General features: G+C 40.3%; 12 protein-coding genes and 2 pseudogenes. 6 read left to right on the top strand and 8 right to left on the bottom strand.

The window, feature by feature from the left end; translation table 11 throughout:
* The first annotated feature begins 10 nt into the window (after positions 1-10).
* The 6 genes and pseudogenes from fmt to miaA all read left to right on the top strand — a co-directional run bounded on the left by fmt (position 11) and on the right by miaA (position 5,567).
* Positions 11-1,000 carry a methionyl-tRNA formyltransferase gene (fmt, locus tag JCM15907_RS01910; protein ID WP_025842501.1) on the top strand — a complete coding sequence of 330 codons (990 nt, stop codon included), beginning with the start codon at positions 11-13 and terminating at the stop codon, positions 998-1,000.
* Between the two features lie 270 nt (positions 1,001-1,270).
* Positions 1,271-2,095, top strand: coding sequence for an outer membrane protein assembly factor BamD (locus JCM15907_RS01900; RefSeq protein ID WP_025842499.1), 825 nt, complete (start codon positions 1,271-1,273; stop codon positions 2,093-2,095).
* Positions 2,096-2,169: 74 nt separating this feature from the next.
* Positions 2,170-2,502, top strand: coding sequence for a DNA-directed RNA polymerase subunit omega (locus JCM15907_RS01895; protein ID WP_025842498.1), 333 nt, complete (start codon positions 2,170-2,172; stop codon positions 2,500-2,502).
* Positions 2,503-2,540: 38 nt separating this feature from the next.
* The gene (locus JCM15907_RS01890) at positions 2,541-3,008 is read left to right on the top strand and encodes a DUF4293 domain-containing protein (protein ID WP_025842497.1); all 468 of its coding nucleotides are present in this window, start codon (positions 2,541-2,543) and stop codon (positions 3,006-3,008) included.
* An 82-nt stretch (positions 3,009-3,090) separates the two neighbouring features.
* Positions 3,091-4,591: pseudogene (locus JCM15907_RS10175) on the top strand (IMP dehydrogenase).
* A 37-nt stretch (positions 4,592-4,628) separates the two neighbouring features.
* Complete coding sequence (miaA, locus tag JCM15907_RS01880) at positions 4,629-5,567, top strand: tRNA (adenosine(37)-N6)-dimethylallyltransferase MiaA (protein WP_025842496.1); 939 nt, start codon at positions 4,629-4,631, stop codon at positions 5,565-5,567.
* A 202-nt stretch (positions 5,568-5,769) separates the two neighbouring features.
* On the opposite strand, the gene JCM15907_RS01875 is transcribed toward miaA, so the two are convergent.
* The 8 genes and pseudogenes from JCM15907_RS01875 to JCM15907_RS01835 form a co-directional block, all read right to left on the bottom strand.
* A complete protein-coding gene (locus JCM15907_RS01875) occupies positions 5,770-6,945 on the bottom strand; it encodes a T9SS type A sorting domain-containing protein (protein WP_025842495.1) in 1,176 nt (391 codons plus the stop codon).
* A 228-nt stretch (positions 6,946-7,173) separates the two neighbouring features.
* A pseudogene (locus JCM15907_RS10170) lies at positions 7,174-9,092 on the bottom strand (ABC-F family ATP-binding cassette domain-containing protein).
* Positions 9,089-11,047, bottom strand: a complete 1,959-nt coding sequence (locus JCM15907_RS01865; protein WP_159099891.1) for a tetratricopeptide repeat protein — start codon at positions 11,045-11,047, stop codon at positions 9,089-9,091. Before JCM15907_RS01865 ends, JCM15907_RS10170 begins: the two are co-directional and overlap by 4 nt.
* 100 nt (positions 11,048-11,147) lie before the next feature.
* Entirely contained in the window at positions 11,148-11,720 is a 573-nt protein-coding gene (def, locus tag JCM15907_RS01860; protein ID WP_025842493.1) for a peptide deformylase, read from the bottom strand.
* Positions 11,721-11,725: 5 nt separating this feature from the next.
* The gene (gene ruvX, locus JCM15907_RS01855) at positions 11,726-12,157 is read right to left on the bottom strand and encodes a Holliday junction resolvase RuvX (RefSeq protein ID WP_025842492.1); all 432 of its coding nucleotides are present in this window, start codon (positions 12,155-12,157) and stop codon (positions 11,726-11,728) included.
* A 60-nt stretch (positions 12,158-12,217) separates the two neighbouring features.
* Positions 12,218-12,754, bottom strand: a complete 537-nt coding sequence (locus JCM15907_RS01850; RefSeq protein WP_025842491.1) for a histidine phosphatase family protein — start codon at positions 12,752-12,754, stop codon at positions 12,218-12,220.
* 384 nt (positions 12,755-13,138) lie between these two features.
* Complete coding sequence (locus JCM15907_RS13235; protein WP_148297420.1) at positions 13,139-13,312, bottom strand: S4 domain-containing protein; 174 nt, start codon at positions 13,310-13,312, stop codon at positions 13,139-13,141.
* 16 nt (positions 13,313-13,328) lie between these two features.
* Entirely contained in the window at positions 13,329-14,213 is an 885-nt protein-coding gene (locus JCM15907_RS01835) for a glycosyltransferase family 9 protein (RefSeq protein ID WP_025842488.1), read from the bottom strand.
* Positions 14,214-14,264 lie beyond the last annotated feature (51 nt).

Below are 14,264 nucleotides of genomic sequence, written 5' to 3'. Positions count from 1 at the left end.
ACAGATTGATATGAAGAAAGAGGATTTACGAATACTTTTTTTAGGTACTACATCTTTTGCCGTTGAACATCTCCGTTTCTTAGTAGAGGAGGCTTATCACGTGGTAGGCATTGTTACAACACCCGACAAGCCTGCAGGAAGAGGACATAAGTTGAAAGGGTCTCCCGTTAAAGAGTTTGCCATAGATTTAGGTATTCCTATTTTTCAGCCCGAAAAGCTCCGAGATGAATTGTTTTTAGAATCAATTAGAGCATTAAATCCGACTTTGGGTATTGTGATTGCTTTTCGTATGCTCCCCAAGCAAGTATGGCAACTTCCCACTATGGGAACTGTGAATGTGCATGGATCTCTCCTTCCTCGCTGGAGGGGAGCTGCCCCTATCAATCATGCTTTGATGGCTGGAGATACTAAAACGGGAGTCTCTCTATTCTCTCTTACCGAGTGCTTAGATGAAGGAGACGTCATAGGTATGCGCTCCATTGCCTTATCCGAGACGGCTTGCTTCGGAGAGACGCACGACCTTTTGGCTCACGAAGGAGTCTTTTTGCTTAAAGAGGTACTGGAAGAAACCGTATCAAAGGGGAGCTTGCCCAAGGGGACACAGCAGTTGGTGGAGGGAGAACCTCTCTATGCGCATAAACTCACCAAAGAAAATACTCGCGTCCTATGGAACAAATCTGCTACAGCAATTCACAATTTGGTGCGAGGGCTATCGCCAATACCTACCGCTTGGACTACGCTGATTGAAAGGAATGCCTCTACTCCACCCTCTGTATACAAGATTTTTGAGACAGAGGTCGTTAAGGACTATAACTTCTCTACTTTCAAAAAAACGCCTCGTCCGGGCACTATTCTTCCTGCTCCCAAAGGACATTTGTATATTGCAACGGGCGAAGGTGCCCTTTCAATACTCTCCCTACAAGCTCCTGGCAAAAAGAGATTACCCATTTCTGCTTTCTTGAATGGCTCCCCCATTTCCGAAGGAGCTTACTTTGAATAAGTGTATTAATGAGAGGATAAATGTGCACTATATAGGTTCGTTTCAAAAGGTATAGTGCTCTGCAAGAAAACCTATAATGCTTTTTCTGAAAAGGGATATAGGTATGGGGGATAGAAGCTCTGTCGTAATTTTTCGAAGCATACATACAAGGCCCTTTTTACAGAATAGATACTGCTTGCAGAGAGGGGCTGTTACTATTTATCTAAATTTCCCTACCTTTGTAAACCAATACTGGGCGGAAGTCCGTTTTGGGAAATTAATGTACGAAGTATGAAAAGACTTAATAAATTGTGCCTCGGAGTGTTGCTTCCTCTGATGATGCTTTCTCTTCCAAGTTGTGGAGAGTTTACCCGAGTGCAGAAATCTACCAATACAGCCCTAAAATACGACTACGCTAAGAAATACTACAACCAAAAGAAGTGGTCTCGTGCTGCAGACCTTTTAGTCGATGTAGTATCGGCTTATGATGGTACTAATGAAGGGGCGCAGGCTCTTTTTATGTTAGGAGATGCCTCTCTAAAACAAAATCAAGGAGAGACGGCTGCCGAGTGTTTTCGTCGTTATTACAACACTTACCCCAAAGGACCTCAAGCAGAAGAGGCTCGCTATAAAGCTGGAGTAGCTATGTACAACATTTCTCCCGAAGCAAAGCTTGACCAAAACGCCACCTATGTGGCTATTCAAGAGCTACAAAACTTTATCGAATACTACCCCAATAGCAAGTTTCGTAAGGAGGTAGAGGTTATGCTCTTTGATCTTCAAGACAAACTCTCTTACAAGGAATACCTCGCTGCAAAACTCTATTACGATATGGGGATGTACTTGGGCAATAACTATCAGTCCGCCATTGTTACAGCCAACAATGCGTTGAAAGACTTTCCCTACACCAAATACAGAGAAGACTTACAAATATTGATATTAAGAGCTTCTTACAAGGAGGCTCTGAATAGTGTTGAGTCTCGTATGCAAGCTCGCTTACGTAATGTGTCAGATAGATACTTTACTTATATCAACGAGTTCCCCGAGGGAAAGTATAAAAAAGAGGCAGAGCAGATTTACCAAAAGGTTTCAAGTTTAATAAATAACGACTTGTAAACATAAATAATTACACGCTTGCCCCGGCCCTATCCCTACATTCCAATTGATTAAAACTAAGATTATACATATACATGAATAGCAAGAAGAAAAATGCCATTCCTACGGAGGCTATAACACGTTCTACTTCTCAGATGTCAGAAGCTACAGGCAACCTATACGAAACAGTTGTAGTTATTGCCAAGCGAGCCAACCAAATAGCTCGAGAGCAACAAGAAGAGCTAAAGGCTAAATTGGAAGAAGTGAGTGTAGGTGTGGATAATCTTGAGGAAAGACAAGAAAATAAGGAACAAATAGAACTCTCCAGTTACTACGAACGCTTACCTAAGCCTACCCTTGTTGCCACCTATGAGTATGATCAGGGCGAGATTTACCATCGCTTGCAAGAAGAGCGTAAAGAGAAATAATTCATCGGATTTTCCTTTAATTTAAATTTAGAGAGTTTATGTGGCAGAGAATACAGACTCTTTGGCTACTCCTCGCAGGGGTTGCTATGACATTGGTACTCGTATATCCAATGGCACTATTTACCAAAAGTGGGCTTATCGGAAGTGAAAACTTTGAGATGACCAGTATATGGCTTCGTAACATCTTTACAGGGCAAAAAGAGACAATACTTTGGGGATTGTTTGCCCTGGACGTATTGATTGTCGTTTTCTCTTTTCTGACTATTTTCCTCTTCAAAAACAGAAAGTTGCAAATGAGAGTTTGTATGTTTACCCTGCTTCTTTCTATTGGGTTTATCGGTTATGCAGCGTTTTTAGCCTTTGGCTTTGTAAGCAGTTTAGAGGCTTCATTTAGCTTTAAGTTCGCTATTGCCCTTCCAATTATAACCCCCATTCTGCTTTTCTTGGCGTATCAAGGCATTCGCAAAGATTATATCTTGGTACGTATCAGTAATCGCATCCGCTAAAAGGAGTATTATCATGTTATGAAGCTCTCTTTGCGTTAGTTTTTCTTACACTATTTGACTATTAAAAAGCATTCTCATATCTATGGCTATTTTTCTAAAAGAAACCTCGCATACGTTTGGTGAATATCTTCTTGTACCAGGCTTAACAACCCACGCAACCACCCCAGACAAAATAGTATTGCGTACACCACTTTCTCGCTTCAAGCGTGGAGAACAGCCAAAGATTAGTCTTAACATTCCCTTTGTCTCTGCCATCATGCAGTCTGTTTCTAACGACACGCTGGCTATAGAGTTGGCTCGCAATGGAGGACTCTCTTTTATCTATGGTTCCCAACCTATTGAAGAAGAGGCTGAAATGGTGCGCCGAGTTAAGAAATTTAAAGCTGGGTTCGTTACCAGCGACTCTAATCTGAACCCAGATCAGACTCTTAGCGATGTTATAGCATTGACCAAAAAGACAGGGCACTCTACAATAGGTATTACTCATGATGGTAGTCCTAATGGCTTTTTAAAGGGGATTGTTACAGGAAGAGACTATCGTTTGAGTACCGACCTTTGGATAGAAAAATATCGGAGTTCATGACTCCTTTAGAGAAACTTCACGTAGGCACTAAGGCTTAACGCTCAGTGAAGCGAATGACCTTATCTGGAAATACAAACTCAACACGCTCCCTATCATTGATGAAGAGGGACGCTTACTCTCTTTTGTTTTCAGAAAAGACTATGATAGCCACAAAGAAAACCCTTATGAACTTTTAGACCCTGTAAGCAAAACTTTATTGGTCGGAGCAGGTATAAACTCTCGTGACTATAAGGAACGTGTTCCTGCACTTATTGAAGCTGGTGCAGATGCTTTGTGTATAGACTCTTCAGATGGCTACTCCATCTGGCAAGCAGAGACCTTGCAGTGGATTAAACAACAGTATGGTGACCGCATTGTGGTTGGAGCTGGTAATGTTGTAGACGGAGAAGGTTTCCGCTACTTGGTCGAAGCAGGTGCCGATTTTGTAAAAGTTGGTATTGGAGGTGGTTCTATATGTATCACGCGAGAACAAAAAGGTATCGGTCGAGGTCAAGCAACTGCAGTTATTGATGTAGCCCGTGAGCGTGATTTGTACTACAAAGAGACGGGTATTTACATCCCTATCTGTAGTGATGGTGGTATCGTACATGATTATCATATGGTCTTGGCCTTAGCTATGGGTGCGGACTTCCTTATGATGGGCCGCTACTTTGCTCGTTTCGACGAGTCGCCTACACGTAAGCTCAAAATAGGTCCTAATATCGTAAAAGAATACTGGGGCGAGGGTTCAAATCGCGCCCAAAATTGGCAACGCTATGATAGTGGAGATGCTGACCCTAAAGGTATGAAGTTCGAAGAAGGGGTAGATAGCTATGTAACGTATGCAGGTCCAATGAAGGACAATTTAGATCAGACTCTGATGAAAATAAAAGCTACTATGTCTAGTTGTGGTACTGCTAATTTGAACGAACTACGTAACAATGCCAAGATAACACTCGTCTCTGCTACTAGTATTGTTGAGGGAGGAGCTCATGATGTAATATTGAAGGAGCACAACTAATCTACCTTTTTTCCATTTTATCGAGAGATATTTCTAAATGACTAATGACCGTCCTCTAATAGCGATTGTTGGTCCAACCGCATCAGGCAAGACTTCCCTTGGGGTACGTCTTGCCTCTCTTGTATCAGGAGAGATTTTAAGTGCTGACAGCCGTCAGGTGTACCGTCGAATGAATATCGGTACAGGTAAGGATTTAAATGAATATACTCTCCCCGATGGTACTACTATCCCCTATCATTTGATTGATATTGTAGAGCCTGGAGAGGTATACGACCTTTATCAGTGGCAAAAATCTTTTAATAAAGCCCTTCTTGCTATTCAAGAAAGGGATAATACTCCTATTTTGGTGGGCGGTTCGGGCTTGTATGTGGAAACAGCTCTGGGGGGACGCTCTCTGACAGAAGCTCCTAAAAATATCGCTTTGCGAAATGAGCTCTCTCATCTTTCTCATAGGGATCTTTTAGAAGTCTTGCGGCGCTTTAAGGGAATACCACAAACTGACACTTCTTCGGTGCGCCGTACAATTCGCGCCATCGAAATAGCTTCCTACTACGAACGCTATACAGACAAACTACCCATAGCAATATCTCAAAAAAATGAGATGTCAATTCCTCACTACCTATTCACCCTTTCCATGGAAGCCCCAGAGCGATGGGAGCGTATTGGGAAACGTCTCCGCAGTCGGCTTGACGAGGGTATGATAGAAGAAGTGCGAGCTTTACTTAATGAGGGAGTATCTGCCGAAATTCTCATTCAGTATGGTTTGGAGTATAAATACATAACCTACTACTTATTGGGGAAACTCGACTTAGATACAATGATTTCAGAGTTAGAGATTGCTATTCGTCAGTTCGCCAAACGTCAAATGACATGGTTCAGAGGAATGAAACGCAGAGGTTTTACCCCTATTTTCTTGGATGCTACTTTACCTCAAGAGACAATTCTTGAACAAATCTGCTCCTATTTGCCCAGATAGTCGCCAGATTATTAATGCGATTATGACATAAACAGCACAAGATACCCAAAAAGGAAAGACTCTACTCTCTCTGCTAAAAAACTCATTTGAACAGATAATAAAGCGCACCCCAAAAGTCGATTACACAACTTTTGGGGTGCGCTTCAATGCTTTCAAACAAGATATCGATTTATTTGTACTCTTCTTGTTTCATAATATTTTCTTAGCGCAGTAGCACAGGATAAGACGCCACTCCAGAGGCACTTTTCACTTGTACAAAATAAGTTCCTCGTGGTAAAGATGCAACCCCCATATTTACCAAATCCGCCTCGACAAAGAGATTTCTAACCATTTCACCCTTAGCATTGAAGAGAGAGATTTGTTTAAGGTCTACCCCCTCAATAAATACTCCTTCAGTAGCTGGATTGGGATATACTTTTATAGAGGTCTTTACAGACTCTGGAGTTTCTATAGCAAGTACCTTTTTTTCGTAAGTATATGTCTTATCTCTTATATAAGTAGTAGCGTCTCCTTGATAGGAACTATACTTTTCCGAGATGCGATCTCCATCAAATCCATGGCGATAGAAAGTATAGTCGTCTTCTGGAGTTAGTGGAGCAACAATATCTCTATTCTCCTCCTCCGTATTTTTGAGGTTATAATCAATACGATATACTTTTGTATCAACTCCATTAACTGCTATGTAAGAGAGAGTCGAGTTACCCAAGTAGGTATACTTATCTATCTTAAGTATCTTAAATTTTCCAGTACTCGCACTAATAACAGAATAAAGAATTTCAGAAGGAAGTAGTTTACCTTCGGGATAGTCAAATTGGGTAAAAGCTTTTTCTACATAAGCATCTCCACTTTTTTCTTGCAAAGAAGATTTGCTGATTGTTCCATTCTCATTGTAGGAGTAAACTGTTTTTGAGTCTAATCCGATTATTTCCGATATCTCATTGGAATAATCAAGCTTACCATCTGGTCTGTAGTGAAAGGTTGTGATGGTCGTAGGGGTTTGAAATGTAGGTCTCATAAAGAGAGTACGTTTACTGAGCCTTCCATCTTGATCGTATTCGTATTGAAAGCGAATTTCAAAAATAGGTTCACCTGCTGTAGAACCAAAGCTAGCCCAACGATCCATACGAACCAATTGTCCTTTATCATTGTAGAATAGAGAATCGGTCGTATTTCTCTGACCATTCAAGAAGCGATCTCTCGCAAAAAATTGATTATTTTCGTCATAACGAAAATGGAAGTCTTCGAAGTTGTCCGAACTGACAATAGAGGTTAAGAAATACTTCTCTGTTGCCTCTCGGGGCGTATTTTTTGTGTGTTGCGCTGTACCTAAGCAATAACTTGCAACAAGGGTCAATAAAAGTGTAAATGTTTTTTTCATAACAATCTGTATTATGTTGGTTAATCCAACACTAAGGTAGTGAAAAAAGTCTGTCTTCGTACTTTATCACACCTTTTTCAGCAAAACATTGTACAAAAGAGAGATAAATAGAAACTTCATAAGAAGGCAAAGTGTTTTGAAGAAAGAACTTCCAAATTCTTGTTGAGAGATTTATAGAAACTCTACCTCTCTTTCCAACATATCGAAGAGGGGGCTACTATACACTCTCTATTCTAATTGGAGCATTGTTTTTTCCCACTCTTGCATAGTCTGGTGTAACTCTTTTTGTACAGCCTCGTAACGAGAGAAAAGTTTAGGGTCAGAAGTTCCATCCCCTTTAGCGATAGCCTCCTCAATCGCCTTTAATGTATTCTCCAAATCGGCAATTTTAGCCTCTGCTTTCTCGATAGCTCGCTCTATATTTCTTTGTTGGCGTGCCTTCTCTTTTTGGGCTTGATAGTTCTCTCGCTGTACGTTATTGACTTCTTTGTCTATTGTGGGAGGTTGGGATGATTTTTCTTCTAACTGGGCAAGCGTCTCTATGCGACGTTTTTGCAAGTAGTCATAAATACCTCCTAAATGTGGAGCTACCCTTCCATGAGAAAATTCAAAGACTTGAGTTACCAAGCCATCAAGAAAGTCTCTATCATGAGAAACCACAATAACAGTACCTTCAAAGTTTCGAATTGCCTCTTTCAAAACATCCTTCGAGCGCATATCTAAGTGATTGGTCGGCTCATCTAAAATCAGCAAATTAGCTGGTTCGAGTAGCAGTATCAAAATAGCCAATCGAGCTCGCTCGCCCCCACTAAGCACGGAAACGGTTTATCAGCTATCTCTCCCCCAAACATAAAAGCTCCTAATAAATTATTTATTTGTTCTCTCACAGGACCTCGAGCCACTCTATCTACAGTGTCTCGTATGGAAAGATGCGGGTTTAACTCTTGCGCTCGGTTTTGGGAGAAATAGGCTACACGGATATTATGCCCCAATTTGAGGTGTCCCGTATAATCCTCTATCTGGTGCATAATACATTTGACCAAAGTAGATTTTCCTGCTCCATTTTTACCAACAAAAGCCACCTTATCACCTCGACGAAGTGTCATTTCAACCTTAGAAAAAACTTCTTGTTCACCATAACTCTTAGACAAGTCTTCTATAATTAGGGGAAAATCTCCTGAGCGTTCGGCAGGGGGAAAGCAAAAATGCATAGCACTCTGATCCATAGTATCAAGCTCGATACGCTCCACCTTCTCGAGTTGTTTTATACGACTCTGTACCTGAACAGATTTGGTCGCCTTATAACGAAAACGCTCAATGAAGGCTTCTGTCTCTTCAATCATCTTAGATTGATTTTCATAGGCTCTACGCTGTTGTTCTAAGCGTTCCTGTCGTAAGGTTACATAGTGGGAATAATGTGTTTTGTAATCGTAGATACGCCCTAACTCTATTTCTATGGTTCGTGTGGTAGTGGCGTCCAAAAAGGCACGGTCATGAGAAACTAAAAGCAAAGTAACTCCGGAGGTTTTGATAAATTGCTCCAGCCATTCAATAGACTCAATATCAAGATGATTAGTAGGTTCATCTAACAAAAGGAGATCTGGCTTTTGGAGTAAAATCTTTGCTAATTCAATACGCATACGCCACCCTCCGCTAAATTCTCGGGTGGGTCTTTCGAAATCAGAACGCTCAAAGCCCAAACCTAAAAGCGTTCGCTCTACTTCTGCCTTATAGTTTCCCTGCTCCAAGAGGTGTAGTTTTTCGCTCTGATGGGAGAAATGCTCTATCAACTCCTTGTATCCTGTTGTATCGTAATCTGTACGCTGCTCCATCTCTAAGCTCAAACGCTCCACCTCTTTGCGCAAATGTTGTATGGAGGCAAATACTTTTTCAGCTTCTTCCAGCACCGTACATCCGTCTACCAAAGACATTACCTGAGGAAGATAGCCAATGGTCAAGTCTTTTTGACGAGCTATGGAACCACTGGAAGGTTCCTCTTTGCCTGCGATTAGTTTTAGTAGTGTCGACTTTCCTGCACCATTTTTTCCAACAAGAGCTACACGCTCTTTAGTAGAAATTACAAATGTTACATCGTTGAAGAGTAGTTGCTTTCCAAAGTCTACAGTAAGATGATTGACAGCAATCATTGTCGAGTCTTTTTGATGATACTATATGCTTGATATATACCTCCTTCTCCAGCCTTGCTCAAATCATTAATCGCCTCTTCTTTTTTTCCTAAAGAAAGGAGTAACAGTCCTCTGTTAAAATAGATTTCAGGGTGTTCTAATCCCTCTAAGGCATGATTATAATCCTCCAAAGCAAGAGCTTTTTGCCCCATCTTCTCCCAAATTATCGCCCTATTGTAGTAAGCGTAATAGAGTTTAGGAGCTATTGATAGAGCTTTGTCTAAGTCCATACGAATACGTTCGTAGCTCAGCGGCGAATCCTTACTTTTAGGAGAAAGTGGGTTAGATAGAGAGGAATACCCCATAATTCTATTAGTACGTTCTTCGAAAGGAGCTTCCTTATAAGACTCCCCTTTTATAAGTTCTAAGCTACGTTTGCGCACCACGGCACGCAATAAATAGAATAGGGGCTGTTGGTTATTTTGTTTAATGGCTTCAGATAAGGAATATTCTGCTAATTCCAAGTCCTGCAAAAGAAAAGAAGCTATTCCCAATCGGAAAAAATCTTCCTCTTTTTTGTTACTAATAGCATTAAGAAACCTAAGTTCCTCTTGCAGAAAAACAATATCTAAGGTATCTATAATCTGTCCCGAGGGCACAAAAGAGAGGCGTTTGGGTAGATTGTACTTGTTATTCATCTCCTCTGCAATAGGACTATAATAAAGACGAGGAGTAAGTCCTGCTTTAGAAATCGATGGAAAATAGCTTAAAACAAAGAAATCTAAAGCCTCTACAACGATTTCTCTATTCTGTATTTTCCCTCGCAATGACTGTGGTAAATGTACCGATGTTTCAGTAAGAGAGGATGCCGAGGTTTCAATCAATTGGTTATATGAGTCTATACTCTCATCTTCTTCTTTTCGTGTCTCTTTGTTAGTATTTGAAGTAGAAGTTTTCTTCCTTCCCCTTTTCTGCTTTTGTTGGCGCTCTGCTTGCCAAAGATCTCTATCTGCCCCTGCAAGATCCCCGAGAGCTCGTTTCGTTTCTGCCCTTGCCAAAAGTCCCAATTGAAAGGAGGGATAGCGTTTCAAAACTCTATCCAAACTCTTAAGAGCTGTTTTATAATCGCCAATATCCATACTCAATAATCCTTGGTTATAAAGAGCCATATAATTATTGGGGTGTAATTTGAGGACCTTGTTGAAATCTTCTAAAGCGTTATTAGCATCTCCCAAAGAGGCTCGCAACAGAGCTCTATTGTAAAGAGCAGTTATGTCGTTAGGGGCTATAAGAATGGCTTGGGAATAATCATCAATGGCTCCCTCATAATCATTAGAATGGTATTTTACTAACCCACGATTAATGAAAAAAGCTTTTTCGTTAGACTCGTATTGAATGGCTTTATCAAGAAGAGCCAAAGCCTCTTTGTACTCTTTCTTTTGAATAGAGAGGTAGGAAAGAGAAGCATAGACTTGTGCCTGAGTAGAATCTATTGTAAGAGACTGGTTTAGAGCTTTTATCGCAGCCAAGGTATCTCTCTCCTGCAACAATATATCTCCTTTTAGCCAATAAGCATACTTATTCTTTTTATCCTTTTGTAATAGTTTTTCGATAGTCTCTCGACTCTCTTTGTAGTGCTTGTTACTAAATTGCGCCTCGGCAAGACTTAGGGTAACCTCAGTATCGTCTGGAAGGAATTCAGATGCTTTTTTTAGGTTAAGCACAGCTTCTTTATTACTTTTCAGAGCTCGTTGTGCCAACCCCTGAAGAAAGTAAGCTTTAGCTATAAATGCATTGCGTTCGATAGCTAATCTTGCATCTTCTTCAGCCCCCTTATAATCTTCCAACATAAACTTAGACAAAGCTCTGAAGTAATAAGGTTCCGCCATCCAAGGTCGAAGCTCTATAACTTGATTAAAATAGCCTATTGAGACTAAATAATCATTGAAAAAGAGAGCATTCTGCCCAATAGTCATTACCCTATTTACGTCAATCTGCGCAAGACTTGCAGATAACGACAACAATAGAGCCATGCAAAAAGAGAGAATAGCTTTCATTAAAACAGAAATAAGAGTACTATCTTATGCTTTTCTTCTTAGGAGGAGCTACAACCACAGGATAGTGAGGGCGAATACGTCCACTCTCTATGTTAGAAAGTTTATTCTTAATCAGCCTCTTGCGCAGTGGACTAATATGATCGGTAAAAAGGACTCCATCTAAGTGGTCATATTCGTGTTGTATAACTCGTGCAGCAAAACCCGAGAATGTTTGAGTTCGGGGTTCAAAGTTCTCATCTACATATTCAATAGTGATACTCTTGGGACGAATTACTTTCTCATGTATACCAGGTAAACTGAGACATCCCTCCTCTTCAGACAAGGTATCTTCACTACGCTCCGTTATGTGAGCATTAATCATCACTGTCTTGAAATCTTTACATTCTGGGAAAACATCACCCATAGGAGTTGCATCAATCACCAAAAGACGAATAGACTTTCCTATCTGGGGAGCTGCTAAACCTATTCCATCGGACTCATACATAGAAACCCACATAGACTCTATAAGTTCCTTAAGTCCAGGATATTCTGGAGTTATATCTTGGGCCATCTCTCTTAAAACAGGGTGACCATATAAGTATACTGGTAACATATTATTTATTGATTTAACTGTTGATACTCAAGAGAGTCCATATAGGACTGAAGTATGATAATGGCACTAACCTCATCGACCAGTGCTTTATTTCTTCTTTTCATTTTCCCCATACCACTCTCCAAGATAGCTCTTTGAGCCAATTTGGAAGTAAAACGTTCGTCGTACAGAACCACCTTGATATCTGGGAATTTCTTTTCTATTTGCGTTACTAAGGGGCGTATTTTTTGCATCGTCTGGCTCTCTTCCGCATTCATTTGGGTAGGATGCCCAACAACGATTAGGTCTACTTTTTCCGAAGCTATATATTCCGAAAGAAAGGTAAGCAGTTGCGCTGTTGGCACAGTAGAGAGTCCTCCTGGCACAATCCTCAAAGGGTCTGTAACTGCCAGCCCTGTCCGCTTTACTCCATAATCAATAGCTAATATCCTTCCCATAGTGGAAATGAAAGTCGTGTTTTTAGTATAACTCTTTTAAGACTAATAATTCTCTTCTCTTCAAAACTCTAATAAAGTGTGAGAAGCAAAACCAGGGAGAGAGGCAAAAGCAGTTTCTATGGTTGCTTGCCCTACAATAGTACGAGCACAGTTTATAACTCCTCCATGACAAAACAACAATATATGACGATAGTTTTCTCTCTTCTTCTCCTCAAAAAAGTGTTGTACTCGATTGAGTTGATCTTGCAAAGACTCTCCATTAGGAGTAGGGTTATTAATATAGTAAGAGAAGAAGTTAGGGATATCTTCCGTAGTAAGAATTTCAGCCCACGGTTTTCCCTCCCAGTCTCCAAAGTTCATTTCTTTGAGTCGATCGTCTCTTTGCGCTTGGGGATAGCCACAGTAGGAAGCCAGCCTTACAGCTCTTTGCAGGGGACTGGTAAATACAGCATCGGGAGAAAGTTCTATTATTTCCCTTTTCGCCATTTGTGCTTCACGCTCAAAATTTTCTGGAATAACATCTACATCCGTAACTCCATAACAAAACTCGTTACCGTTTAAAAGGACTGATGTATGACGTATTAAACTGACTTTCATAGGAGGTTAAAACTTCTTTTTGAGACAAGTCCCTAATGTACAATTAGCAAAAGTATTCATTAGAATCTACCCTTTTTTTTAGAAGGATTGAATGACTTTTCCTGTCTGTTATTTCTTGGTATGGGTTTACTATTGGAAAAGTGTCTCTTAAAAGAGGGTTGCTCTTGCTCATCATCCTCCAGTGTTTTCTGAACTTTGAGGGTTTATTATTTGATGGTTTAGATCGTCCCCCCTTGCTCTCTTTGGAGGATTGTTTATTACTTCGTCCAGAAGTATTTTTACGACGAGGAGTTTGGTCATCCTCCCAATCGATATATTCTGTCCCTATACGAACAGATGCCTTTTGAGCCAAAAGCATTTTTTGCTCAGCAGCAAACTCTCTAATTAAGTCTCGTACAGGCAATTCTTCGCATCAAGGGTTACAACATCTTCCTCTTCAATAATGTCTGTGAGCTCCGCCAAAACTCCGTTTACGGTTACTCGACCTTCTATTATTAATTGCTCAACTTCTCTTCGAGACCCTAATCCTGTCTCACTTAGAAGTTTGTTAATTCTCATGTTCATGGAGTGTATTCTATTGCTGAGTTATAATCTCTATTAATTGCTCTTTTGCTGAAAATATCTTGTCTTCCATACTGGAGAAGTCTTCAAGATAAAATATCGGTATATTCATTAATTCTGCCATTCTGATAGAGGAACAATCTACCCCAATAAACAGTTCTAAAGAAGCTAATACAGATAGCTCTTGAGAGAAAGAAAGATTGGATACAAAGTATACGTTTTTATGCTTAGCCCTCAGCTCCTCTGGTGGTATTGTAGCATCCTTCCTATTACAGCCAAAAATAAGCACGGGTTTTGAAAAGAGGTCAATGATATAATTAGCAGAACGATACAAATCCTCCCACGACAAAAACTCATCTCGTTTAGTCTGAGGTGAAAATCCTACGGCCTTCGAAGGAAAAGAGATTATACTTTTTAGATTGATACCTATTTCTGACAACGGTTTATTCGGTCCTAATCCTCCCTTGATGAAAAGCTCTTTATAAACCCTTAGATACTCTTCCCCCTTGGTATAGGGGATATGATCTTCGAAAAAAGAGGAGCGAACAGAATATCTTTTCGGTACTGAATAATATTTTGTCCCACCAAAGAGACGAAGGTAGTTCCCTAAAAAATTTGTATGACGGCTATTGTACAAATCAAAGACATAGTCAAATCTTTCATAAAGAAGTTTACGACCAAGTGCCAATAATCCTCTTAGTGTCCCATCTTTTTTCTTGAGGTCTATTGTCATAGGCTCCAAGTTAGAAGGAGGTGTTACCGCTATACCCGTAATAGAGGGTTTAAGGAGATAGGTAAATTGGTGTTGAGGGGAACTTGTTGCTACAGAATAAACCAAACGGAGAGACAAACAAATATCCCCAAGAGATGCTGGTTGAACAATAAGAACGTTCGCCATAGACTTTACTCTTTAGTATAAACTACCCATCAATTATCTCCGAAAGCATCT

The sequence above is a fragment of the Porphyromonas gingivicanis JCM 15907 genome (assembly GCF_000614585.1).
Classification (GTDB): domain Bacteria; phylum Bacteroidota; class Bacteroidia; order Bacteroidales; family Porphyromonadaceae; genus Porphyromonas; species Porphyromonas gingivicanis.
The sequence above is the reverse complement of the archived record's forward strand: the minus strand, read 5'-3'. Positions and strand labels throughout refer to the sequence as shown.